This window comes from Pseudonocardia terrae (assembly GCF_021343995.1).
Taxonomy (GTDB): Bacteria; Actinomycetota; Actinomycetes; order Mycobacteriales; family Pseudonocardiaceae; genus Pseudonocardia; species Pseudonocardia terrae.
The window spans coordinates 103,277-124,075 of record NZ_JAJTTE010000013.1 but is presented as its reverse complement, the minus strand read 5'-3'; the positions used below and the strand labels follow the sequence as shown (position 1 = coordinate 124,075).

Below are 20,799 nucleotides of genomic sequence, written 5' to 3'. Positions count from 1 at the left end.
CGCTACCGCCGACCCCCGACGGAACACGCGAACGAGCCGGAGAACGGCGGAGGCCCGCCCACCTCACACCGGTGGACGGGCCTTCCGCAGGAGAGCGCAGATCAGGCGGTGCGGAGCACGGCCTCGATCTCGAGGGTCAGCTGGACCTTCTCGCCGACGACCACGCCGCCGCCGTCCATCGGCATCGAGATGTCGACGCCGAAGTCGTTGCGGTTGACGGTGGTGGTGGCGGTGAAGCCGGCGCGGGTGCCGCCGTAGGCGTCCGGGCCGAAGCCGCCGATCTCGAGGTACAGCGACACGGGCTTGGTGACACCCTTGATCGTCAGGTCACCGTTGAGCTTGTAGTCGCCGCCGTCGGCCTCGATCCCGGTGGAGACGAAGGTCCACTCCGGGAACTTCTCGGTCTCGAAGAAGTCGGCGGACTTGATGTGCCCGTCGCGCTGCTCGTTGTTGGTGTCGATGGAGGTGGCGTCGAGCGTCGCGGTGACCTTCGAGTCCTCGAAGCGCTCGGCGGTCTCGATGGTGCCGCCGAACTGGGCGATGCGACCCTTGACCTTGCTGACCATCATGTGGCGCACGGAGAAGGAGACGTCCGAGTGGACCTGGTCGACGTCCCACGTCCCCACGACGTAGCCGGGGATCTGGGTGGTGGCTGCGGTCATCGTGACCCTCCAGGAAGATTTGGTTGAACTCTCAGGTGTTGAGAGCGACCATAGTGCTGTTGAGTTGAGTGTTCAACCATAGGAGAAGTGACGTGGCGCACACCCGCTGGCTCGACGACGAGGAGCAGCGCACCTGGCGGGCCTTCCTGACCGTGCAGCGCCTGCTGTTCGAGCGCGTCGAGCGCCAGCTGCAGAACGAGGCGCGGATGCCGCACGGCTACTACGAGATCCTGGTCCGGCTGTCCGAGGCGCCCGACCGCACCCTCCGGATGAGCAGGCTGGCCGACACCTCGCTGTCCTCGCGCAGTCGGCTGTCGCACGCGGTGGCGCGGCTGGAGGAGGCGGGCTGGGTCGAGCGCACCGCCTGCGAGACGGACCGCCGCGGCGCCTGGGCCCGCCTGACCGACGCCGGGTTGGCCGCCCTGCAGGCCGCCGCACCGGGACACGTCGAGACCGTCCGCTCGCTGTTGTTCGACGCCCTGACGCCCGAGCAGGTCGTGGCGCTGCGCGACGTCAGCGAGACGCTCGTCGCCCACCTGACCGACCGGCCCGTCTGGCCCGCGGGGGACGACACGGGGTGCCCGACGCCGGCGCAGGCGGACGAGGGGGCGTGCCCCGAGGCCGGATGAGGGCTGCCCGGTGCGCCGCCGGATGTGTGCCGGATCGCGCCGGTCGGGCCCGGCGGGACCGGGCCCGGCCTGCGTGGCCGCGGAGTCCTAGGCTGGTGGCATGTCTCGCTTCGACGTCGTCGTACTCGGTGCCGGTCCCGGTGGTTACGTGGCAGCGATCCGCGCTGCGCAGCTCGGCAAGAGCGTGGCGGTCATCGAGGAGAAGTACTGGGGCGGTGTCTGCCTCAACGTCGGGTGCATCCCGTCGAAGGCGCTGCTGCGCAACGCCGAGCTCGCGCACATCGTGACGAAGGAGCAGAAGACCTTCGGCATCAGCGGCGACGTGTCGTTCGACTACGGTGCGGCGTTCGACCGCAGCCGCCAGGTCGCGGACGGCCGCGTCAAGGGCGTCCACTTCCTGATGAAGAAGAACAAGATCACGGAGTTCGACGGCCGGGGCACCTTCCTCGATCCGAACACGATCGAGGTCGCGCTCACCGACGGCGGCACGGAGACCGTCGAGTTCGAGAACTGCATCATCGCCACCGGCGCCACCACCAAGCTGCTGCCGGGCACCTCGCTGTCCGAGCGCGTGGTCACCTACGAGGAGCAGATCACCACCCGTGACCTGCCCGGCAGCGTGATCATCGCCGGCGCCGGCGCGATCGGCGTCGAGTTCGCCTACGTGCTGGCGAACTACGGTGTCAAGGTCACGATCGTCGAGTTCCTCGACCGGCTGCTCCCGCTCGAGGACGCCGACGTGTCGAAGGAGCTCGGCAAGCGCTACAAGAAGCTCGGCGTCGAGGTCCTGACCAGCACCAAGGTCGAGAAGATCGACGACTCGGGCGACCAGGTCACCGTCACCGTCTCCGACGCCAAGGGCACCCGGGACCTGCAGGCCGACAAGGTCGTCCAGGCCATCGGCTTCCAGCCGCGGGTCGAGGGCTACGGCCTCGACAAGACGGGCGTCGAGCTGACCGAGCGCGGCGCGATCAAGATCGACGACTTGATGCGGACCTCGGTGCCGCACATCTACGCGATCGGCGACGTCACGGCCAAGCTGATGCTCGCCCACGTCGGCGAGGCGCAGGGCGTCGTGGCCGCGGAGACGCTCGCGGATGCGGAGACGCAGGAGCTCGACTACGTGATGATGCCGCGGGCGACCTTCTGCCAGCCGCAGGTCGCGAGCTTCGGCTACACCGAGCAGCAGGCCCGGGACCTGGCCGAGGAGAAGGGCTGGAAGGTCAAGGTCGCGCAGTTCCCGTTCACCGCCAACGGCAAGGCGCAGGGCCTCGCGGAGCCGGGCGGGTTCGTCAAGCTCATCGCCGACGAGACCTACGGCGAGCTGCTCGGTGGCCACCTGATCGGCCCGGAGGTCACCGAGCTGCTGCCCGAGCTGACCCTGGCGCAGAAGTGGGACCTCACCGCCACCGAGCTCGCGCGCAACGTGCACGCGCACCCGACGCTCTCGGAGGCGCTGCAGGAGGCGATCCACGGCCTGGCCGGCCACATGATCAACTTCTGATCCTCGGCGCCCGACGGACGGCACCTCCGCTCAGCGGGGGTGCCGTCCGCGTTCTCAGGGTGTCCCGGGCTCGTCGAGCTCTGGGCGTTCCGCGAGGGTCGCGAGGAAATGCTCGGCGAGCACGCGGGAGTCCGGGGCGAAGGGCCGTGCCGGGTCGGTGAGCAGCGCCGCGAGCTCGGCATTCGTCCGCCACCCGCCCTCCGCGACCTCCGACGGCTGGTGGTGGACCGGGCCGTCGGAGAAGGCCGTGTAGCCGAACAGGTGGCAGCGCAGCCCCTCCGGGCCGCCGAGTCCGGGGCCGGGACCCGACTCCCACGCCACCGTCAGCAGGGCTTGCAGCTCGACGCCGCGGACGCCGAGCTCCTCGGCCAGCTCCCGGCTCGCGGCCTCGAGCGGCGTCTCGCCGGGGTCGACCACCCCGCCGGCCACGCAGTCCCACAGGCCCGGCATCACGAGCTTGTCGTCCGCCCGGCGGTGGACGTACACGCGCGCGCCGTCCGTGCTGCGGAGGATCACCCCGGCGCTGCCGTGCCAGAGCGAGCGTGCGTAGACCTCCGCGCGCGCCGCCGTCCCGACGACCGTCCCGGCGGCGTCGTACACGGTGATCACTTCGTCCCCGCTCGTCATGGGTCCATGGTCCTGTTGTGACCTTGAACACGGACGAGTAGGGAGGGGGCCATGGGTGGAAACAGGATCGTCGTCTACAAGGAGCCCGGCCGTGTCGAGGTCGAGGACCACGACATGCCGAAGCTGGAGGTACCGCCCGACGTCGCGCAGGCCATGGGCATGAGCCGCGAGGCGCCGCACGCGGTGATCCTCAAGAACGTCTCGACAAACATCTGCGGGTCGGACCAGCACATGGTGCGCGGCCGCACCACCGCCCCGGCCGGCCAGACGCTGGGGCACGAGATCACCGGCGAGATCGTCGAGAAGGGCAACGACGTCCAGTTCCTGGACGTCGGGGACATCGTCACGGTGCCGTTCAACATCGCCTGCGGGCGTTGTCGCAACTGTCGGGAAGGCGCCACGGGCGTCTGCCTGAACGTCAACCCCGGCCGTGCCGGCTCGGCCTACGGCTACGTCGACATGGGCGGCTGGGAGGGCGGCCAGGCGGACTTCGTCATGGTGCCGTTCGCCGACTTCAACCTGATCAAGTTCCCGGACCGCGACCAGGCGCTGGCCAAGATCCGCGACCTCACGATGCTGTCCGACATCTTCCCGACCGGCTACCACGGCGCCGTCTCGGCCGGGGTTTCCACGGGCTCGACCGTCTACGTCGCGGGAGCAGGGCCGGTGGGGCTGGCCGCCGCCTACTCCGCGCAGCTGCTGGGCGCGGCGGTCGTGATCGTCGGCGACCTCAACAAGGAGCGGCTCGACCAGGCGCGCTCCTTCGGCTGCGAGACCGTGGACATCGGGCAGGACGCCGCCCTCGAGGACCAGATCGACCAGATCCTCAACACCAACGAGGTCGACTGCGCCGTCGACGCCGTGGGCTTCGAGGCCACCGGGCACGGCGGCGGCGAGGAGAAGCCCGCCCAGGTCCTCAACGACATCATGAGCATCACCCGCGCGGCGGGCCAGCTGGGTATCCCCGGCCTCTACGTGACCGGTGACCCGGGGGCGGCGGACCCCGACGCCAAGGAGGGCACCCTCAAGGTGCGCCTCGGCCTGGGCTGGGCGAAGAGCCACAGCTTCGTCACCGGGCAGTGCCCGGTGCTGCGGTACAACCGCAAGCTGATGATGTCGATCCTCAACGACCGGGCGCACATCGCCGACGCGGTCAACGCCACGGTCATCCCGCTCGAGGACGCCCCGCGCGGGTACCAGGAGTTCGACCGCGGTGCGGCGCGCAAGTACGTCATCGACCCGCACGGCATGATCCCGGCCTGATCGACGGCCGGAGCAGCAGTGTGACCCGCCCGCCCGGCGACCGCCTTTCCGGCCGCCGGGCGGGTTAGGCTCTGGGGATGCACTCCCGCGAGGTCCGTTCGTGACCGCCCGCCGCATCATGGGCACCGAGGTCGAGTACGGCATCTCCGTGCCCGGCGATCCGACCGCCAACCCCGTCATCACCTCGACACAGATCGTGCTGGCGTACGCCGCCGCGCAGGACATCCCGCGCAACCGCCGCGCGCGCTGGGACTACGAGGTGGAGTCGCCGCTGCGCGACGCGCGCGGGTTCGACCTGTCGGCGCCCACGCTGTCCAGCTCGGGCAACGACTCGGAGCTCGACGACCTCGGCGCGGCGAACGTCATCCTCACCAACGGCGCCCGGCTCTACGTCGACCACGCGCACCCGGAGTTCTCCACGCCCGAGGTGCTGACCCCGCGTGACGTCGTCGTCTGGGACAAGGCGGGGGAGCGGATCATGGAGGAGGCCGCGGTGCGGGCCGCCACCGTGCCCGGGGCGCCGCGGATCCAGCTCTACAAGAACAACGTCGACGGCAAGGGCGCGAGCTACGGCTCGCACGAGAACTACCTGATGGCCCGCCAGACCACGTTCCCGGCGATCGTCGGCGGCCTCACCCCGTTCTTCGTGTCCCGCCAGGTCTTCACGGGTGCGGGCCGGGTCGGCATCGGCGCCCAGGGCGACGCGGAGGGCTACCAGATCTCCCAGCGCGCCGACTACATCGAGGTCGAGGTCGGCCTGGAGACCACGCTCAAGCGCGGCATCATCAACACCCGCGACGAGCCGCACGCCGACGCCGACAAGTACCGCCGGCTGCACGTCATCATCGGCGACGCCAACATGAGCGAGTACGCCACGCTGCTCAAGGTCGGCACCACCGCGCTGGTCCTCGACATGATCGAGAACGGCGTCCGGTTCGACGAGCTGCGGCTGGCCGAGCCGGTCCGCGCGGTGCACCAGATCAGCCACGACCCGTCGCTGCAGCAGAAGGTGGAGCTCACCGACGGGCGCTCGCTCACCGCCGTCGAGCTGCAGTGGGCCTACCACGAGAAGGCCGTCAAGCACGTCGAGAACTCCCAGGGCGCGGACATCGACCCGGACACGGCCGAGGTGCTCCAGCTGTGGGGCGAGATCCTCGAGGACCTGGCCGAGGACCCGATGCGCACCGCCGACCGGCTGGACTGGACGGCCAAGCTGCGGCTGCTCAACGGCTACCGGGAGCGGGACAACCTGCAGTGGAGCTCGGGCCGCCTCGGCCTGGTCGACCTGCAGTACACCGACGTGCGGATGGCGAAGGGCCTCTACAACCGGCTGGTCACCCGCGGGTCGATGAAGCGCCTGGTCACCGAGGAGCAGGTCGAGCGCGCGATCCGCAACCCCCCGGACGACACCCGGGCCTTCTTCCGCGGCCGCTGCCTCGAGCGCTACCCGGCCGAGGTCGCGGCGGCGTCGTGGGACTCGGTCATCTTCGACCTGGGCCGTGAGTCGCTTGTCCGGATCCCCACGCTGGAGCCGCTGCGCGGCACGCGCCGGCACGTCGGGGAGCTGATCGAGGGCTCGCGGACCGCCGAGGAGCTGGTCAAGGCCCTCACCAACGGGTGAGCCCCGCACCGCGACACCAGTTCGCAACGCGCGAACCGTGGGCGGCCGCGGGTCCCGGCAAGTAGGCTGGCTGCATCGGACCCCGGGTCTGCCTGCCACGACGGTGGCCGGTCGCCGGGATCGGACGCGAGGAGGAGACGTCATGTCGCAGGAGCAGACGAAGCGCCAGGGCGGTGGCGGCGGCGACGACGACGAGAGCGGCGACGCGTCGGCGGCCGGCCAGGAGCGCCGGGAGAAGCTGGGCGAGGACGTCGACACGATCCTCGACGAGATCGACGACGTCCTCGAGGAGAACGCCGAGGACTTCGTCCGCGCGTACGTGCAGAAGGGCGGCCAGTAGCCGCACCTGACAGCCGGTGGCGGGTCGGGCCCCGGAAGGGGTCCGGCCCGCCTGCTGGTTGGTGGTCCCCGGCCCCATCCGTGAGCGACACCCGACAGCGACTTACGAGAGAGGCACACCCCCCACCATGGAGTTCCGCGAGGGCATCCCCGGGCCCGCTGCGATCGGCCGTCCCGTCCCCGGTTCCCCCGAACCCGCGGCCGGCCGCCGGGGCGGGCAGCCCGGGCTGGGCCACCACGCCGCCTTCGCGGCACTGGGCGAGACGTCGTTCGCCAACTACGTCGCGGCCACCCAGCCGCACCTGCTCCCGGGGAGGATGTTCGACGCACCCCGAGGTCCGGAGGGCCGCCCCATGACCCCCGAGGCGCTGGGCGTGCCGCACGGCACCACGATCGTCGCGCTGCAGTTCGCCGAGGGCGTCGTCATCGCCGGCGACCGGCGCGCCACCGCGGGCAACGTCATCGCCCAGCGGGACATCGAGAAGATCTTCATCACCGACTCGCACTCCGCGGTGGGCATCGCCGGCTCCGCGGGCATCGCGATCGAGATGATCCGGCTGTACTCGGTCGAGCTCGAGCACTACGAGAAGATCGAGGGCGTCGCGATGTCCCTCGACGGCAAGGCCAACCGGCTCGCGGGCATGATCCGCGGCAACCTCGGCGCCGCCCTGCAGGGCTTCGTGGTGGTGCCGCTGTTCGCGGGCTTCGACACCGAGGAGCCGGACCCGGCCAAGGCCGGCCGCATCGTCACCTACGACCCCACCGGCGGGCGCTACGACGAGTGGCTCGGCTACCACGCCGTCGGCTCCGGCTCGGTGTTCGCCAAGTCCTCGATGAAGAAGCTGCACCGCACGTCGGCGGACCTGCAGACCACGCTGCGCAACGCGCTCGAGGCCCTCTACGACGCCGCGGACGACGACACCGCCACCGGCGGGCCGGACCTGGTCCGCAAGATCTACCCGGTCGTCGTCAGCATCACGGGTGCCGAGGGCGCCGTGCGGCGCTCGGAGGAGGAGGTCGCCGGCATCGTCGACCGGATCGTGGCGGACCGGGCGGAGAACCCGGGCGGCTGAGCGTGCCGCGCCCGACCCCCTCCCGGGCGCGCCCGCCACACCCGGCCAGCACGATGAGATCCAGGAGCGTCCCCCGATGACGATGCCCTTCTACTCCTCCGTCGACCAGCTGCTGCGCGACCGGTCGGAGCTCGCCCGCAAGGGCATCTCCCGCGGCCGCAGCGTCGTGGTCATGACCTTCTCCGGCGGCGTCCTGTTCGTCGCCGAGAACCACTCCACCGCCCTGAACAAGGTCTCGGAGATCTACGACCGGATCGGCTTCGCCGCCGTCGGCCGGTACAACGAGTTCGAGGGCCTGCGCACCGCCGGCATCCGGCTCGCCGACTCCCGCGGGTTCTCCTACGACCGGCGCGACGTCACCAGCCGCTGGCTGGCCAACACCTACGCCCAGTTCATCGGGGCGGCCTTCGTCGAGCAGCAGAAACCGTACGAGGCGGAGATCTGCCTGGCCGAGGTCGGCGAGACGTCCGACGGCGACCAGCTCTACCGCATCACCTACGACGGCTCGATCACCGACGAGCCGCAGTACGTGGTCATGGGCGGCACCACCGAGCCGATCTCGGCGAAGCTCAAGGACGTCTTCGACGGCGGGCACGACCTCGGCGAGGCGCTGGCGACCGCGCTGGAGGGCCTGCAGGTCCCCGGGTCGGGCCCGGGCAACGGCACCGAGGCCCGGGTGCTCGGCGAGAAGGCGCTCGAGGTGGCCGTGCTGGACCGCAGCCGGCCGGGCCGCGCCTTCCGCCGGATCACCGGCCCGGTGCTGCGCAACCTGCTGCCGGCTGCGAACCGCGGCGAGTCGGCCGACGAGCCGAACGTCCGCGGTGGCGACGAGGCCCCGGCCGCCGGTGGAGCCCTGCCGGAGAACGGCACCATGGGTGGCACGGGCAAGCCGCCGTCGCTGAACTGAGCTCCCGACCCCGCGCGCCGGTCCACCCCGTGGTGGGCCGGCGCGGTCGTTCTCGGGGCCGTCGTTCTCAGGAGTAGGCGCGCAGCTCCACGCCGTTGCCGTCCGGGTCGGTCAGGTAGATGCCGCGTCCCTGGCCCTTCGCCCCGAACAGGTCCTTCGGGCCCGCGACGCCGTGCTCGGCGGCGAGCGCGTCGAGGTCGGCGCCGGTCACGACCAGGGCGAAGTGGCCCACGTTGGTCCCGGTCCGCTCGCCGCGCTGGACGTCGATGATCGTCCCCTCGGACACCCGCAGCGACGCGAACGGCACCTCGCCGCGCCGCCACTCCTCGAGCCGCTCGGGCGCGAGGCCCAGGGTCTCCCGGTACCAGGCCAGGAGCCGCTCGGGGTCGTCCGTCACCAGCACGATGTGGTCCAGCCCGTCGACGCGCATGTCGCGAGCGTAGAGCCGCGGTGCCTACAGGGCGATGCGTTCCGGGTGCGTGTAGACGTTGCCCGCGCCGCCGCGCAGGAACCCGACGAGGGTGAGCCCGGCCTCGTCGGCCAGCTCCACCGCGAGCGACGACGGCGCCGACACCGCCGCCAGCACCGGCACCCCGGCCATCACGGCCTTCTGCACCAGCTCGAACGACGCCCGCCCGGACACCTGCAGCACCGTCCCGGCGGCCGGGACCCGCCCCTCGAGCAGGGCGTGTCCGAGGACCTTGTCGACGGCGTTGTGCCGGCCGACGTCCTCGCGCGTGACCAGCAGCGCGCCGTCCGGGTCGAACAACCCGGCGGCGTGCAGCCCGCCCGTGGAGTCGAAGACCTTCTGGGCCTCGCGCAGCCGGTCCGGGAGGGTGCCCAGGACCTCCCAGGGCACCCGGACCGGGTCCTGGGCGGGGGAGAAGCGGGACTTGAGCTTCACGGCGTCGAGCGAGGCCTTCCCGCACACCCCGCAGGACGAGGTCGTGTAGAAGTTCCGCTCGACCGAGGTGTCAGGCGGCTCGACGCCCGGGGCGAGGGCGACGTCGAGGACGTTGTAGGTGTTGCGGCCGTCCGCGTCGACCGAGTCGCAGTAGCGGGCGGTGAGCAGGTCCGTCGCGGCGCCGATGACCCCCTCGGTGAGCAGGAAGCCGTGGGCGAGCTCCACATCGTGCCCCGGGGTGCGCATGGTGACGGTGAGCGGCGATCCGTCGACCCGCAGCTCGAGCGGCTCCTCCACGGCGAGGGTGTCCGGGCGGCGGCGCTGCGCGCCGTCCGCCGCGATCCGCAGCACGGGCCGCCGCGCGGTGAGCCTTCCCATGTGACCAGCGTACGGAGCCGCGGGGTCCGCCGCCCGGCGTGTTCCAGGTCCCGGCGCCTCACTCCGGCTCGGCGAGCACGCAGAAGCGGTTCATGCTGAAGAAGTAGTCGCCCCCGCGGACGTCGGCGAGCCAGGCCTCGCCGTCGGCGGCGGTCAGGCCCCCGCGGTTCGCGACGTAGGCCGCGATCGTGCGCGCGATGAGGGCGCTGTAGCTGTTCTCGTCGAACCGCGGGTTGAGGATCGGGATCGCGGTCTGGGCGGTGACCCGGAAGCCCGCGTCCGCGAGCCGCCGTGCCCAGGTCGCGGGCAGGTGCGGGTGGACGAGGTGCTCCTCCCAGGCCGCCATGACGCGGGCGTGCCGGTCCCGGTCCGCGACGTGCCAGACCACCGAGTCCCAGTCGGTGTCGAGCAGCAGCACGCGCCCGCCCGGACGCACGACCCGGCGCAGCTCGGCGAAGGCCCGGGGGATGTCCGGGACGTACTCGTAGACCTGGGTGGAGACGACGGCGTCCAGGTCGCCGTCGGGGTAGGGAAGCGACTCCGCAGTACCCAGGGCGAGGGTCACGGCCGGCAGCGCCCCCGCCCGGCGCGCGGCCAGGGCGTTCATCGCCGGGCTCGGATCGATGCCGTGGGCGGCCCCGTCCGGCCCGACCGCGGCGGCGAGGTCCTCCAGCAGGAACCCGGGTCCGGAGCCGACGTCGAGGATCCGCTCGCCCGGCCGCGGCGCGAGCAGGGCCAGGACCTCGGCGCGCTGCCGGACGATGTCGGGGGTCGAGTAGAGCCGCTCGATCTCGCGGGCGCCGTCGGAGTCGAAGGCGAGCGTCATCGGTCCTCCCGGGTCGTCCCCGAGGGGTCGGAGCCGATCAGCGGCCCATTACCCCTGGAACGGCCGGTCCCGCCCGGTCCAGCGCTCCTCGTCGCGCCGGTAGACCGGGATGGGGTTCTTGGCGACCCGGAAGGTGTACCGCCCGGCCTCCTCGACCACCTCGCCGTCCGTGGCGAGGATGCTCGGGACGGCCAGCTCGACGTCGAGCTCCGCGGTCTCGAGCTGGGTGTAGACGCGGCTGTGCCCGAGCGCCCCCAGGATCAGGGCGACGACCACCCGGAGCCGGGAGAAGGCGACGTCGGCGCGCAGCCACCGGACGTCGAGCAGCCCGGAGTCCAGGGTCGGCCGCCAGGCGGGGACCATGCCGCGCGGGTGGTAGGGCCCGTTGCCGACGAAGAGGAACCAGACCAGGTGCCAGCGGTCGCCGACCTTGACCCGGACCTTCTCCGACCGGCGCAGCACGGTCACCAGGGCGGCGGCGAACGCCGGCCACTTGCCCCACCGCGGCTGCCACTTCTCGCGCAGCCGGACCAGCTCCGGGTAGGAGCCGATGCTGGCGGTGTTGAGGAAGAAGCGGGTGCGGATGACCTCGGGGTCCGCGGGCTCGTCGCCGGCCCCGGGGTGGGCCTCCACCAGCGCCAGGTCGACGGCCACCGCCTCGCCGGCCCGGGTGGCGTCGACCGCCTCCTGCAGGTCGTAGACGCCGACGTCGCGGGCGAAGTGGTTGAGCGTCCCGGCGGGCACCACCACCAGCGGCAGGTGGTGGCGGTCGGCCGCCGCGGCGGCCGCGGCCACGGTGCCGTCGCCGCCCGCCACGCCCAGGGCCCGCACCCGGTCACCCCGCTCGGCCACGGCCTCGTCGAACTGCTCGCCGACGTCCTTGCCCCGGGTCACGCGCAGCAGGTGCGCGGCGGGCAGCGCGTCGCGGACGTCCTCGGTGAGGTCCTGGTCGGGTGGGCCGGAGTGCGGGTTGACCACGATGACCAGGCCCTCTCCCCGGGGCAGCTCCGGGACGCTGTCCACCGGCCGGGCCCGGGCCTCGTCGGTCCGCCGCGCCGGCCACCAGCGCTGGGTGCCCAGCGCGATGCCGGAACCGACGGCGGCGCCCATCGCGACGTCGGAGGCCCAGTGCACGCCGACGTGCACCCGGGAGTAGGCCACGGCGGCGGCCAGCGGGACGACCGCGGGTGCGACCTTCGGGTTGTCCAGCGTGACGGCGGTGGCGAAGGCGGCCGCCGAGGCCGCGTGCCCCGAGGGGAACGACGACGACGTCGGCGGGTTGGGCAGCGTCCGGTACGCGGGCAGCTCGGCCGCCGCCGGGCGCCGGCGCGGGAGCAGCGGCTTGAGGAGGCCGTTGGCCGTGGCCGACGACAGCGCGATCGCGAGCAGTCCGCGCGCGGCGGCCTTCCGCCCGGCGCCGCGGCGCACCGCGAGCACGCCCGCGATCACGACCCAGAGCGCGCTGTGGTTCGCCGCGGCGGACAGCCGCCGCATGACGTGGTCGAACCGGGTGTGCGGGGCCGCGGAGACGGCCTCCGTCAGGGCGCGGTCGACGTCGTTGACGGCCGCCAGGCCCCGATCGAGGCGGCGGGATTTCAGGGCGACTCGCCGGAACCAGTCGGTCACAGGCGTGACCTTATGGGGCTTCCTGCGCTTACGCTGTGGGACATGCAGCGTCGGATCTTCGGGGTCGAGACCGAGTTCGGGGTCACGTGCACCTTCCACGGCCAGCGCCGGCTCTCGCCCGACGAGGTCGCGCGGTACCTGTTCCGGCGCGTCGTGTCGTGGGGCAGGTCGTCCAACGTCTTCCTCCGCAACGGGGCGCGGCTCTACCTCGACGTCGGCTCGCACCCCGAGTACGCGACGGCCGAGTGCGACACGCTCACCGGGCTGGTCGCGCACGACAAGGCGGGCGAGCGGATCCTCGAGGACCTGCTGGTCGACGCCGAGCGCCGGCTCGTCGACGAGGGCATCGGCGGCGACATCTACCTGTTCAAGAACAACACCGACTCCGCGGGCAACTCCTACGGCTGCCACGAGAACTACCTGGTGGCCCGGCAGGGCGAGTTCGCCCGGATCGCCGACGTGCTGCTGCCGTTCCTGGTCACCCGCCAGCTCATCTGCGGCGCGGGCAAGGTGCTGCAGACCCCGCGCGGCGCCGTGTACTGCCTGTCCCAGCGGGCCGAGCACATCTGGGAGGGCGTCTCCAGCGCCACCACGCGCTCCCGGCCGATCATCAACACCCGGGACGAGCCGCACGCCGACGCCGAGCGCTACCGCCGGCTGCACGTCATCGTCGGCGACTCGAACATGGCCGAGACCACCACGCTGCTCAAGGTCGGCACCACGCACCTGGTGCTGGAGATGATCGAGGCCGGCGTCCAGTTCCGGGACTTCACCCTCGACAACCCGATCCGCGCCATCCGCGAGATCAGCCACGACCTGACCGGCCGCCGCACCGTGCGGCTGGCGGGCGGGCGCGAGGCCAGCGCCCTGGACATCCAGCGCGAGTACCACGCCCGCGCCGTCGAGCACCTGCGCCAGCGCGGCAGCGAGGACCGCACGCTCGAGCGGGTCGTGGAGCTGTGGGGCCGCACGCTCGACGCCGTGGAGACCCAGAACTTCTCCCTCATCGACCGGGAGATCGACTGGGCGATCAAGTACCGGCTGGTCGAGCGGTACCGCAACAAGCACGACCTGGACCTGTCCAGCGCCCGGATCGCCCAGCTCGACCTCGCCTACCACGACATCCGCCGCGGCCGCGGGCTGTTCGACATGCTGCAGCGCAAGGGCCTGGTCGAGCGGGTCACGGACGACGGCGAGATCGAGGTCGCCAAGGACACCCCGCCGCAGAGCACGCGGGCCAAGTTGCGGGGCGACTTCATCGCCGCCGCCCAGGCGGCCGGCCGGGACTTCACGGTCGACTGGGTGCACCTCAAGCTCAACGACCAGGCGCAGCGCACCGTGCTGTGCAAGGACCCGTTCCGCTCGGTCGACGAGCGGGTGGACCGGTTGATCCAGTCCCTCTGAGCTCCGGAGCTCCACGGACGGACGGCCCCGTCGCCCTCGGGCGGCGGGGCCGTCGTCGGTCCGGGGACTACTCGATGCCGGGCATCATCTTCCTCCGCAGCTCCAGCAGGTCGTCCTGGATCGGCTTGGCGGCGGGCCCGGCGTGGTCGGGCGCGGGCTGGATCCCCAAGGCGTGCAGGAGCGCCTCGGCGGCCTGCTTCGGGTCGCCGGTCTCGCCGAGCACGGGGTGCAGCCCCTGGTCGGCGAGATGGTGGAACACCAGGTTGACGACGCTCCACGGGTTGAAGGTCTCCGGCTGGCCGGCGTCGTGCGTCATCGCGGTGGGCCTCCTCGTACTGTGCCGTGCGTCACCGGAAGCCTCTGCCGCGATGATCGCCGGGTCAAGGGCGGGCGGTGTCGCTTCCTGAGACACCGGGCCACGCCGTGACGACACCGCGGCCACACCGCGGCCACACCGCGGCCACACCGCGGCCACACCGCGGCCACACCGTCGCCTCGTCCGGGCGGCGTTCACCCGACCGCGGTCCGCCGTGCCGAGATTCCGCGGGTGTCCGCGCCGTTCGAACGGTTGGTCGTATGCTGCCCCCGTGTCCTCCGCCCGCGCCGAGCGCCTGGTCAACCTGGTGCTCTGCCTGCTCTCGACGCGGCAGTTCCTGACCGCGGAGCGGATCCGCGCGACCGTGCCCGGCTACGCCGACGCCACGAGCGACGAGGCCTTCTTCCGCATGTTCGAGCGGGACAAGACCGAGCTGCGCGAGCTGGGCGTGCCGTTGGAGACCGGCCGCACCTCGGCGTTCGACACGGTCGAGGGCTACCGGATCGCCCGCGGCGACTACGAGCTCGGCGAGATCGACCTCGACGCCGAGGAGGCCGCCGCCGTCGCGCTGGCCGGGTCGCTGTGGGACTCGCCCGAGCTGGCCGGCGCCGCGCACGGGGCGCTGCGCAAGCTCCGGGCCGCCGGGGTGGAGGTCGACGAGAGCCGCGGGTCGGTGCAGCCGCGGGTCCGGGCGGCGGAGCCGGCGTTCGCGCCGTTGCTCGCGGCCGTGCAGGCGGGCCAGGTGGTGACCTTCGACCACCGCCGCGGCGGGCCGACCGGCGAGATCGCCCGGCGGACCGTGGAGCCGTGGGGCGTCGTGTCGTGGCGGGGGCGCTGGTACCTGGTCGGGCACGACCGGGACCGGGCGGACGTCCGGTCCTTCCGGCTGTCCCGGATCCTCGAACCGGTCAAGACGGTGAGCGAGCCCGGCGAGGTGACCGTGCCGCCCGGCACGGACCTCATGGCGTCGATCCACCGCACGGTCGACCACGGCCCGGTCGTCGGGGTCGCCACGGTGTGGGTTCCCGAGGGGCACGCGCACGGGCTGCGCCGGCTCGGCACCGTCGTCGGGCCCCGCGAGCTGGACGGGCGTCCGGGCGACGTGCTGGAGATCGAGCTGCGCAGCGAGCGCACGGTGGCCCGGTGGCTCGCCGGGGCGGGTCCGGACGTCGTGGTGCTCGACCCGCCGGGGCTCGCCGCCCACGTCCGGAGGCTGTGGGAGGGCGCGCTCGCCGCGCACGCGGGGGAACAGGTCCGGTGAGGCGCGTCGTGGGGGGTGCGGCGTGAGCGGGGTCGCCGACCGGTTGCCGCGGCTGCTGTCGCTGGTGCCGTACCTGCTGGCCCGGCCCGGGATCCCGATCGCCGAGGCCGCCGCGGACTTCGACATCACCCCGCGGCAGCTGCGCCGCGACCTCGAGCTGCTGTGGATGTGCGGGCTGCCCGGGTACGGGCCGGGCGACCTCGTCGACCTCTCGTTCTCCGGCGACACGGTGAGCGTGACCGAGGACGCCGGCATGCGCCGCCCGCTGCGGCTGACCACGGCGGAGGCGACCGCCCTGCTGGTGGCGCTGCGCACGCTGAGCGAGGCGCCCGGCGTCGTCGACACCGCGGCCGTGCGGCGGGCCACCGCCAAGATCGAGCGGGCCGTGGGCGACGCCGGGGTGGCGACCGTCGCCGTCGACCTCACCCGCGAGGAGGAGGCCACCGCCGCCGCGGTGCGCGGCGCCCTCGACCGCGGGCGGGCCCTGCAGATCGTCTACTACACGGCGGGGCGGGACGCGGTGTCCCGCCGGACGGTCGACCCGATGCGGCTGCTGCTCGTCGAGGGCCGCGGGTACCTGGAGGCCTGGTGCCGGCGCGCGGAGGGCGTGCGGCTGTTCCGGCTGGACCGGGTCGAGGAGGTCGCCGAGCTCGCCGAACCGAGCTCGCCGCCGTCCGACGCGGAGCCGCACGACGTCTCGCGCGGGCTGTTCACGCCCAGCGAGGAGCACCGCACCGCGGTCCTCGAGGTGGCCCGCGAGGCCCGCTGGATCGCCGAGTACTACCCGGTGGACGAGGTCGTCGAGCACCTCGACGGGTCGGGCGCGGCGCGCGTCCGGCTGCGCTACGCCGACCCGGCATGGCTGGTCCGGCTGGTGCTCGGCCTCGGCGGCGGCGCGCGGGTGCTGGAGCCTCCGGAGCTGGCGGCCGCGGTGGCCGAGCGCGCTCGGGCGGCTCTCGCGTCCGCATCGACGGCGGCCACGGCGGCCACGTCCGCCGGGACCGCCACCACGGACGACGACGGAGCGGGGGAGCGTTGATGGGTCTGTACTGGGTGCCGGTCCTGCTGGGTGCGGCGGGGATCGTGCTGCTGCTGGCCGTGGCGGTGGTCTGCCTGGCGCACGTGCGGCGGTTCGTGCACGCCGCCCAGCACGAGCGCCGGCGGGCCGGGGAGTCCGTCGTCCCGCTGCGGGCGGCGGCCGCGGAACTGCGCGCCCGCCGCTGACCGTGGCCGGGGCGCCGGTGCGTACTATCAGGGCGAACCGGTTCCGTCGAAAGGACTGCTCATGCCGAGTCTCGGCGGGTGGGAGATCGTCATCCTCGTGGTGGTGGTGCTCCTGCTGTTCGGCGCCAAGAAGCTGCCCGACATGGCCCGCTCCGTCGGCCAGTCCGCCCGCATCTTCAAGGGCGAGATGAAGGGCATGAAGAACGACGGGAAGACCGAGGAGCCGGCGGCGAAGCAGGAACCCCCGGCCCCGCTCCCGCCGGCGCAGGGCACCACCGGCAGCACGGGCCCCGCGGCCGCCGAGCCGGCGCGCCCGGCCGAGCAGCCGGCGGAGCAGCGCGAGCACCAGCAGTAAGGCCCCGCTCGACGTGGTGAAGCTCAGCCTCCGCCGGCGGCCGAAGAACCCCGACGGCACGATGACGCTCGTCGAGCACCTCTACGAGCTGCGCAACCGCCTCGGGATCTCGCTGCTCGCGATCGCGCTCACCACGATCGTCGGCTACATCTGGTTCGAGGTCGGGTTCTTCGGCGCGCCGAGCCTCGGCGAGCTGCTCAAGCAGCCGTACTGCTCGTTGCCCGCCTCGTCGCGGGCCGTGTTCACCGCCGACGGTTCCTGCACCCTGCTCGGCACCGGGCCGTTCGACCAGTTCATGCTGCGGCTCAAGGTCGGTGCGGTCGCCGGCATCGTCCTGGCGTGCCCGATCTGGCTGTACCAGATCTGGGCGTTCATCGTGCCCGGGCTGTACCCGAAGGAGCGCAAGTTCGCGCTGATCTTCGTCAGCACCGCCGCCGTGCTGTTCGTCGCGGGTGCGGTGCTCGCCTACTTCGTCGTCTCGCAGGGTCTGGCGTTCCTGCTGACGATCGGCAGCAACGTCCAGACCACCGCGCTGACCGGCGAGAGCTACTTCGGGTTCGTCATCGCGCTGCTGCTGATCTTCGGCGTGAGCTTCGAGATCCCGCTGCTCGTGGTGATGCTGAACCAGATCGGGATCCTGAGCTACGCGCGGCTGCGGAAGTCGCGGCGCGGGATCATCTTCGGCCTGTTCGTGTTCGCCGCCGTCGCCACGCCGGGGCAGGACCCGATCTCGATGACGGCGCTCGCGCTGGCGCTCACGCTGCTGTTCGAGCTCGCCATCCAGATCGCGCGGGTGCACGACGCGCGCAAGGCGAAGCTGCGCAAGGCCGAGGGCTGGGACGACTGGGACCCCGACGCCCCGTCCCCGATCGACACCACCCCGAGCGCGGTCGACGGGCCCAGCCGGATCGACACACCCGGCGGTGTCCACGGGGCCGGCGGCCTCGACGGGCCGAGCCCGGTCCCGCCGCCTGCCCCGCTGCACAGCGCGGAGCCGAGCACCCGCAACGTCGACGACGTGACCTGAGGGCGAGTCCGCCCCGCTCGTGAGCGGGGTAACGGGGCTATCACACGGCGGAGTGTCGGTGTGGTGTGACAGCCTGGTCGGGTGGCCAGCAGCACACCGGCCCCCGCCGAGGCGTACGCCGCGGCCCGGGCCCGCGCCGCGCATCCGCGGCTGAGCGAGTTCGCCGGGTCCCTCCCCTTCGGTCTCGACGGGTTCCAGCGCGAGGCGTGCGAGGCGCTCGAGGACGGGCACGGGGTGCTCGTCTGCGCGCCGACCGGCGCGGGCAAGACCGTCGTCGGCGAGTTCGCCGTGCACCTGGCCCTGGCGCAGGGCCTCAAGTGCTTCTACACCACGCCGATCAAGGCGCTGTCGAACCAGAAGTACGCCGACCTCGTCGAGCGGCACGGGGCCGGGGCCGTCGGCCTGCTCACCGGCGACACCAGCGTGAACGGCGACGCGCAGGTGGTCGTGATGACCACCGAGGTCCTGCGCAACATGATCTACGCGGGCTCACGGTCGCTCGACCAGCTCGGGTACGTCGTCATGGACGAGGTGCACTACCTCGCCGACCGCTTCCGCGGCGCGGTCTGGGAGGAGGTCATCCTCCAGCTGCCCGAGCACGTCGCGCTCGTCAGCCTGTCCGCCACGGTGAGCAACGCCGAGGAGTTCGGGGACTGGCTGGTCGCCGTGCGGGGCGACACCGCCGTCGTCGTCGACGAGGTGCGGCCGGTGCCGCTGTGGCAGCACATGATGGTCGGCAACCGGCTCTACGACCTGTTCGCCGAGCGGGCCGGCGAGCTCGCCGTCGATCCCGAGCTGCTGCGGCAGACCCGCGAGCTCACCCGCCAGGACAACATGGCGACCTGGGTGACCGACGGTCGTCGCGGCCGCTCGTCGGGTCCCGGGCGGGGCGGGCCGCCGCGCTCCCGCGGCGGGATCCGGCCGGCCTCACGGGTCACGGTCATCGACCGGCTCGACCGGGCGGCCCTGCTGCCGGCGATCACCTTCGTGTTCAGCCGCGCGGGCTGCGACGCCGCGGTGGGCCAGTGCGTCCGGGCCGGGCTGCGGCTCACCACGGAGGCCGAGGTCAGCGAGATCCGGCGGATCATCGAGAAGCACACCGGCGACCTGCCCCAGGGCGACCTGGGCGTGCTGGGCTACTGGGAGTGGCGCGAGGCGCTCGAGCGCGGCATCGCGGCGCACCACGCGGGCATGCTGCCGGCCTTCAAGGAGACGGTCGAGGAGCTGTTCGTCGAGGGCCTCGTGCGGTGCGTGTTCGCCACCGAGACCCTCGCGCTCGGGATCAACATGCCGGCGCGGACCGTCGTCCTCGAGCGGCTGGTCAAGTACAACGGCGAGGCCCACGTCGATCTCACCCCCGGCGAGTACACGCAGCTCACCGGGCGGGCCGGGCGGCGGGGGATCGACGTCGAGGGGCACGCAGTCGTCATCTGGCAGCCCGGGGTGGACCCGGAGCAGGTGGCCGGCCTCGCCTCGACCCGCACGTACCCGCTGCGCAGCTCCTTCCGCGCGGACTACAACATGACGATCAACCTGGTGGAGCGGCTCGGCATCGAACAGGGCCGCGAGCTGCTGGAGCAGTCGTTCGGGCAGTTCCAGGCGGACCGGTCGGTCGTCGGGCTGGCGCGGCGGATCGAGCGGAACACCGAGGCCCTGCGCAGCTACGCCGAGTCCATGCAGTGCCACCTCGGCGACTTCACCGAGTACGCCCGGCTGCGCCGCCAGGTGTCCGACCGGGAGAAGGCGCTGCGCCGACAGGGCTCGGCCGAGCGCCGCCAGGAGGTCACGGAGTCGCTGCGCACGCTGCGGCCCGGCGACGTCATCGCGGTGCCGGGCGGGCGTCGTTCCGGGCTCGCCGTCGTCCTCGACCCGCCCGGCGACCACGAGGACCCGCGGCCGCTGGTGCTCACCGAGGACCGCTGGGCGGGCCGGCTCTCCGCAGCGGACTTCCCGGTCGCGGTGAGCACGCTCGGCCGGATGCGGCTGCCGAAGCGCGTCGACCACCGCTCGCCGCGGGTCCGGCGCGACCTGGCCTCGTCGCTGCGCAACACCGGCATCGTGGCGCCCACCCCGCAGCGGAAGCGGCGCGGTGGCGGTGCCGCCGACGATCCGGAGCTCACCACCCTGCGCCGTGCGCTCCGGTCCCACCCGTGCCACGGCTGCGACGACCGCGAGGCCCACGCTCGCTGGGGCGAGCGCCACACGCGGCTGGAGCGCGAGACCGAGCAGCTCCGGCAGAAGGTCCGGGCCACCACGCACTCGCTGGCCCGCGGCTTCGACCGGATCCGGGCGCTGCTCACGGAGCGTGGGTACCTCGACGGCGAGACGGTCACCGAGGACGGTCACAGGCTGTCCCGCCTCTGGGGCGAGTCGGACCTGCTCGCCGCGGAGTGCCTGCGGCACGACGTGTGGTCGGGCCTCGAGCCCGCCGAGCTCGCGGCGGTGGTGTCCGCGCTGGTCTACGAGTCGCGCCGGGACGACGCCCCGGTCCCGCGGGTCCCGCAGGGCGCGGTCACCGAGGCTCTGGCCGACACGGTGCGGATCTGGGCGGAGCTCGAACAGGACGAGCGCCGGCACAAGATCGACCGCACCCGCGAGCCGGACCTCGGCTTCGCCTGGCCGATGCACCGGTGGGCCCGCGGGGAGTCGCTGGCCCAGGTCCTGGAGGCCGCCGAGCGCAACGGGCAGGAGCTGTCCGCGGGCGACTTCGTCCGGTGGGCCCGGCAGGTGCTCGACCTGCTCGAGCAGATCGCCTCGGTCGCCGGGAAGACCGAGGGGGTCGGGCGCACCGCGCACCGGGCGGCCAGGGAGGTCCGCCGGGGCGTCGTGGCGGCGGGAGTGGGCTGACCGCCG

At 72.9% G+C, this 20,799-nt stretch carries 21 protein-coding genes; 14 read left to right on the top strand and 7 right to left on the bottom strand.

All coding sequences use genetic code 11. The features are described from left to right. Window positions 1–101 precede the first annotated feature (101 nt). Window positions 102–662, bottom strand: coding sequence for a YceI family protein (locus tag LWC33_RS11385; protein ID WP_233304255.1), 561 nt, complete (start codon window positions 660–662; stop codon window positions 102–104). Window positions 663–754: 92 nt separating this feature from the next. Between LWC33_RS11385 and LWC33_RS11380 the strand changes: the two genes are divergently transcribed. Both LWC33_RS11380 and lpdA read left to right on the top strand, forming a co-directional pair. Next, entirely contained in the window at window positions 755–1,291 is a 537-nt protein-coding gene (locus LWC33_RS11380; protein ID WP_233304254.1) for a MarR family winged helix-turn-helix transcriptional regulator, read from the top strand. Window positions 1,292–1,391: 100 nt separating this feature from the next. Continuing rightward, complete coding sequence (gene lpdA / locus LWC33_RS11375; protein ID WP_233304253.1) at window positions 1,392–2,795, top strand: dihydrolipoyl dehydrogenase; 1,404 nt, start codon at window positions 1,392–1,394, stop codon at window positions 2,793–2,795. 54 nt (window positions 2,796–2,849) lie between these two features. On the opposite strand, the gene LWC33_RS11370 is transcribed toward lpdA, so the two are convergent. Further along, entirely contained in the window at window positions 2,850–3,422 is a 573-nt protein-coding gene (locus tag LWC33_RS11370) for an NUDIX domain-containing protein (RefSeq protein WP_233304252.1), read from the bottom strand. A gap of 51 nt (window positions 3,423–3,473) precedes the next feature. On the opposite strand from LWC33_RS11370, the gene fdhA reads away from it, so the two are divergent. The 5 genes from fdhA to prcA all read left to right on the top strand — a co-directional run bounded on the left by fdhA (window position 3,474) and on the right by prcA (window position 8,625). Next, complete coding sequence (gene fdhA / locus LWC33_RS11365) at window positions 3,474–4,685, top strand: formaldehyde dehydrogenase, glutathione-independent (RefSeq protein ID WP_233304251.1); 1,212 nt, start codon at window positions 3,474–3,476, stop codon at window positions 4,683–4,685. A 118-nt stretch (window positions 4,686–4,803) separates the two neighbouring features. Continuing rightward, a complete protein-coding gene (gene dop, locus LWC33_RS11360) occupies window positions 4,804–6,306 on the top strand; it encodes a depupylase/deamidase Dop (RefSeq protein WP_233304277.1) in 1,503 nt (500 codons plus the stop codon). Window positions 6,307–6,448: 142 nt separating this feature from the next. Further along, window positions 6,449–6,646 (top strand): ubiquitin-like protein Pup, encoded by a 198-nt coding sequence (locus LWC33_RS11355; protein ID WP_037038873.1) that lies wholly within the window; start codon window positions 6,449–6,451, stop codon window positions 6,644–6,646. Window positions 6,647–6,773: 127 nt separating this feature from the next. Next, entirely contained in the window at window positions 6,774–7,718 is a 945-nt protein-coding gene (gene prcB / locus LWC33_RS11350; protein WP_233304250.1) for a proteasome subunit beta, read from the top strand. Between the two features lie 76 nt (window positions 7,719–7,794). Next, the gene (gene prcA, locus LWC33_RS11345; RefSeq protein ID WP_233304249.1) at window positions 7,795–8,625 is read left to right on the top strand and encodes a proteasome subunit alpha; all 831 of its coding nucleotides are present in this window, start codon (window positions 7,795–7,797) and stop codon (window positions 8,623–8,625) included. A 67-nt stretch (window positions 8,626–8,692) separates the two neighbouring features. On the opposite strand, the gene LWC33_RS11340 is transcribed toward prcA, so the two are convergent. The 4 genes from LWC33_RS11340 to LWC33_RS11325 are packed head-to-tail and all read right to left on the bottom strand — an operon-like array spanning window position 8,693 to window position 12,359. Then, window positions 8,693–9,055, bottom strand: a complete 363-nt coding sequence (locus tag LWC33_RS11340; RefSeq protein ID WP_233304248.1) for a VOC family protein — start codon at window positions 9,053–9,055, stop codon at window positions 8,693–8,695. A 24-nt stretch (window positions 9,056–9,079) separates the two neighbouring features. Next, on the bottom strand, window positions 9,080–9,907 hold the full coding sequence (gene fdhD / locus LWC33_RS11335) for a formate dehydrogenase accessory sulfurtransferase FdhD (protein WP_233304247.1): 828 nt from the start codon (window positions 9,905–9,907) through the stop codon (window positions 9,080–9,082). A 58-nt stretch (window positions 9,908–9,965) separates the two neighbouring features. Beyond that, complete coding sequence (locus LWC33_RS11330) at window positions 9,966–10,733, bottom strand: methyltransferase domain-containing protein (RefSeq protein ID WP_233304246.1); 768 nt, start codon at window positions 10,731–10,733, stop codon at window positions 9,966–9,968. 48 nt (window positions 10,734–10,781) lie between these two features. Then, a complete protein-coding gene (locus LWC33_RS11325) occupies window positions 10,782–12,359 on the bottom strand; it encodes a bifunctional phosphatase PAP2/diacylglycerol kinase family protein (RefSeq protein ID WP_308190930.1) in 1,578 nt (525 codons plus the stop codon). 42 nt (window positions 12,360–12,401) lie between these two features. On the opposite strand from LWC33_RS11325, the gene pafA reads away from it, so the two are divergent. Next, complete coding sequence (pafA, locus tag LWC33_RS11320) at window positions 12,402–13,763, top strand: Pup--protein ligase (protein ID WP_233304245.1); 1,362 nt, start codon at window positions 12,402–12,404, stop codon at window positions 13,761–13,763. 67 nt (window positions 13,764–13,830) lie between these two features. Here pafA and LWC33_RS11315 read toward each other — a convergent pair whose 3' ends face one another. Further along, on the bottom strand, window positions 13,831–14,079 hold the full coding sequence (locus LWC33_RS11315; protein WP_233304244.1) for a hypothetical protein: 249 nt from the start codon (window positions 14,077–14,079) through the stop codon (window positions 13,831–13,833). 271 nt (window positions 14,080–14,350) lie between these two features. Here LWC33_RS11315 and LWC33_RS11310 point away from each other — a divergent pair, with 271 nt between their 5' ends. The 6 genes from LWC33_RS11310 (at window position 14,351) to LWC33_RS11285 (ending at window position 20,793) form a co-directional block, all read left to right on the top strand. After that, window positions 14,351–15,340 (top strand): helix-turn-helix transcriptional regulator, encoded by a 990-nt coding sequence (locus tag LWC33_RS11310; protein ID WP_233304243.1) that lies wholly within the window; start codon window positions 14,351–14,353, stop codon window positions 15,338–15,340. 22 nt (window positions 15,341–15,362) lie between these two features. Next, window positions 15,363–16,379 carry a helix-turn-helix transcriptional regulator gene (locus tag LWC33_RS11305; RefSeq protein WP_233304242.1) on the top strand — a complete coding sequence of 339 codons (1,017 nt, stop codon included), beginning with the start codon at window positions 15,363–15,365 and terminating at the stop codon, window positions 16,377–16,379. Then, window positions 16,379–16,564 (top strand): hypothetical protein, encoded by a 186-nt coding sequence (locus LWC33_RS11300; protein WP_233304241.1) that lies wholly within the window; start codon window positions 16,379–16,381, stop codon window positions 16,562–16,564. Before LWC33_RS11305 ends, LWC33_RS11300 begins: the two co-directional genes overlap by 1 nt. A gap of 61 nt (window positions 16,565–16,625) precedes the next feature. Continuing rightward, window positions 16,626–16,919 (top strand): Sec-independent protein translocase subunit TatA, encoded by a 294-nt coding sequence (tatA, locus tag LWC33_RS11295; RefSeq protein WP_233304240.1) that lies wholly within the window; start codon window positions 16,626–16,628, stop codon window positions 16,917–16,919. A gap of 61 nt (window positions 16,920–16,980) precedes the next feature. Further along, window positions 16,981–17,946: a twin-arginine translocase subunit TatC gene (gene tatC, locus LWC33_RS11290; protein ID WP_255691630.1), complete on the top strand. Its 966-nt coding sequence runs from the start codon at window positions 16,981–16,983 to the stop codon at window positions 17,944–17,946. Between the two features lie 81 nt (window positions 17,947–18,027). After that, entirely contained in the window at window positions 18,028–20,793 is a 2,766-nt protein-coding gene (locus LWC33_RS11285; protein ID WP_233304238.1) for a DEAD/DEAH box helicase, read from the top strand. Window positions 20,794–20,799 lie beyond the last annotated feature (6 nt).

Bases quoted from the DNA above. Each gene is read 5' to 3' on its own strand.
- LWC33_RS11340 (WP_233304248.1), bottom strand. From the start codon at position 9,055: ATGCGCGTCGACGGGCTGGACCACATCGTGCTGGTGACGGACGACCCC.
- LWC33_RS11370 (WP_233304252.1), bottom strand. From the start codon at position 3,422: ATGACGAGCGGGGACGAAGTGATCACCGTGTACGACGCCGCCGGGACG.
- LWC33_RS11315 (WP_233304244.1), bottom strand. From the start codon at position 14,079: ATGACGCACGACGCCGGCCAGCCGGAGACCTTCAACCCGTGGAGCGTC.
- prcB (WP_233304250.1), top strand. From the start codon at position 6,774: ATGGAGTTCCGCGAGGGCATCCCCGGGCCCGCTGCGATCGGCCGTCCC.
- LWC33_RS11355 (WP_037038873.1), top strand. From the start codon at position 6,449: ATGTCGCAGGAGCAGACGAAGCGCCAGGGCGGTGGCGGCGGCGACGAC.
- LWC33_RS11330 (WP_233304246.1), bottom strand. From the start codon at position 10,733: ATGACGCTCGCCTTCGACTCCGACGGCGCCCGCGAGATCGAGCGGCTC.
- lpdA (WP_233304253.1), top strand. From the start codon at position 1,392: ATGTCTCGCTTCGACGTCGTCGTACTCGGTGCCGGTCCCGGTGGTTAC.
- dop (WP_233304277.1), top strand. From the start codon at position 4,804: ATGGGCACCGAGGTCGAGTACGGCATCTCCGTGCCCGGCGATCCGACC.
- LWC33_RS11385 (WP_233304255.1), bottom strand. From the start codon at position 662: ATGACCGCAGCCACCACCCAGATCCCCGGCTACGTCGTGGGGACGTGG.
- prcA (WP_233304249.1), top strand. From the start codon at position 7,795: ATGACGATGCCCTTCTACTCCTCCGTCGACCAGCTGCTGCGCGACCGG.
- LWC33_RS11300 (WP_233304241.1), top strand. From the start codon at position 16,379: ATGGGTCTGTACTGGGTGCCGGTCCTGCTGGGTGCGGCGGGGATCGTG.
- pafA (WP_233304245.1), top strand. From the start codon at position 12,402: ATGCAGCGTCGGATCTTCGGGGTCGAGACCGAGTTCGGGGTCACGTGC.
- fdhD (WP_233304247.1), bottom strand. From the start codon at position 9,907: ATGGGAAGGCTCACCGCGCGGCGGCCCGTGCTGCGGATCGCGGCGGAC.
- tatA (WP_233304240.1), top strand. From the start codon at position 16,626: ATGCCGAGTCTCGGCGGGTGGGAGATCGTCATCCTCGTGGTGGTGGTG.
- fdhA (WP_233304251.1), top strand. From the start codon at position 3,474: ATGGGTGGAAACAGGATCGTCGTCTACAAGGAGCCCGGCCGTGTCGAG.
- tatC (WP_255691630.1), top strand. From the start codon at position 16,981: ATGACGCTCGTCGAGCACCTCTACGAGCTGCGCAACCGCCTCGGGATC.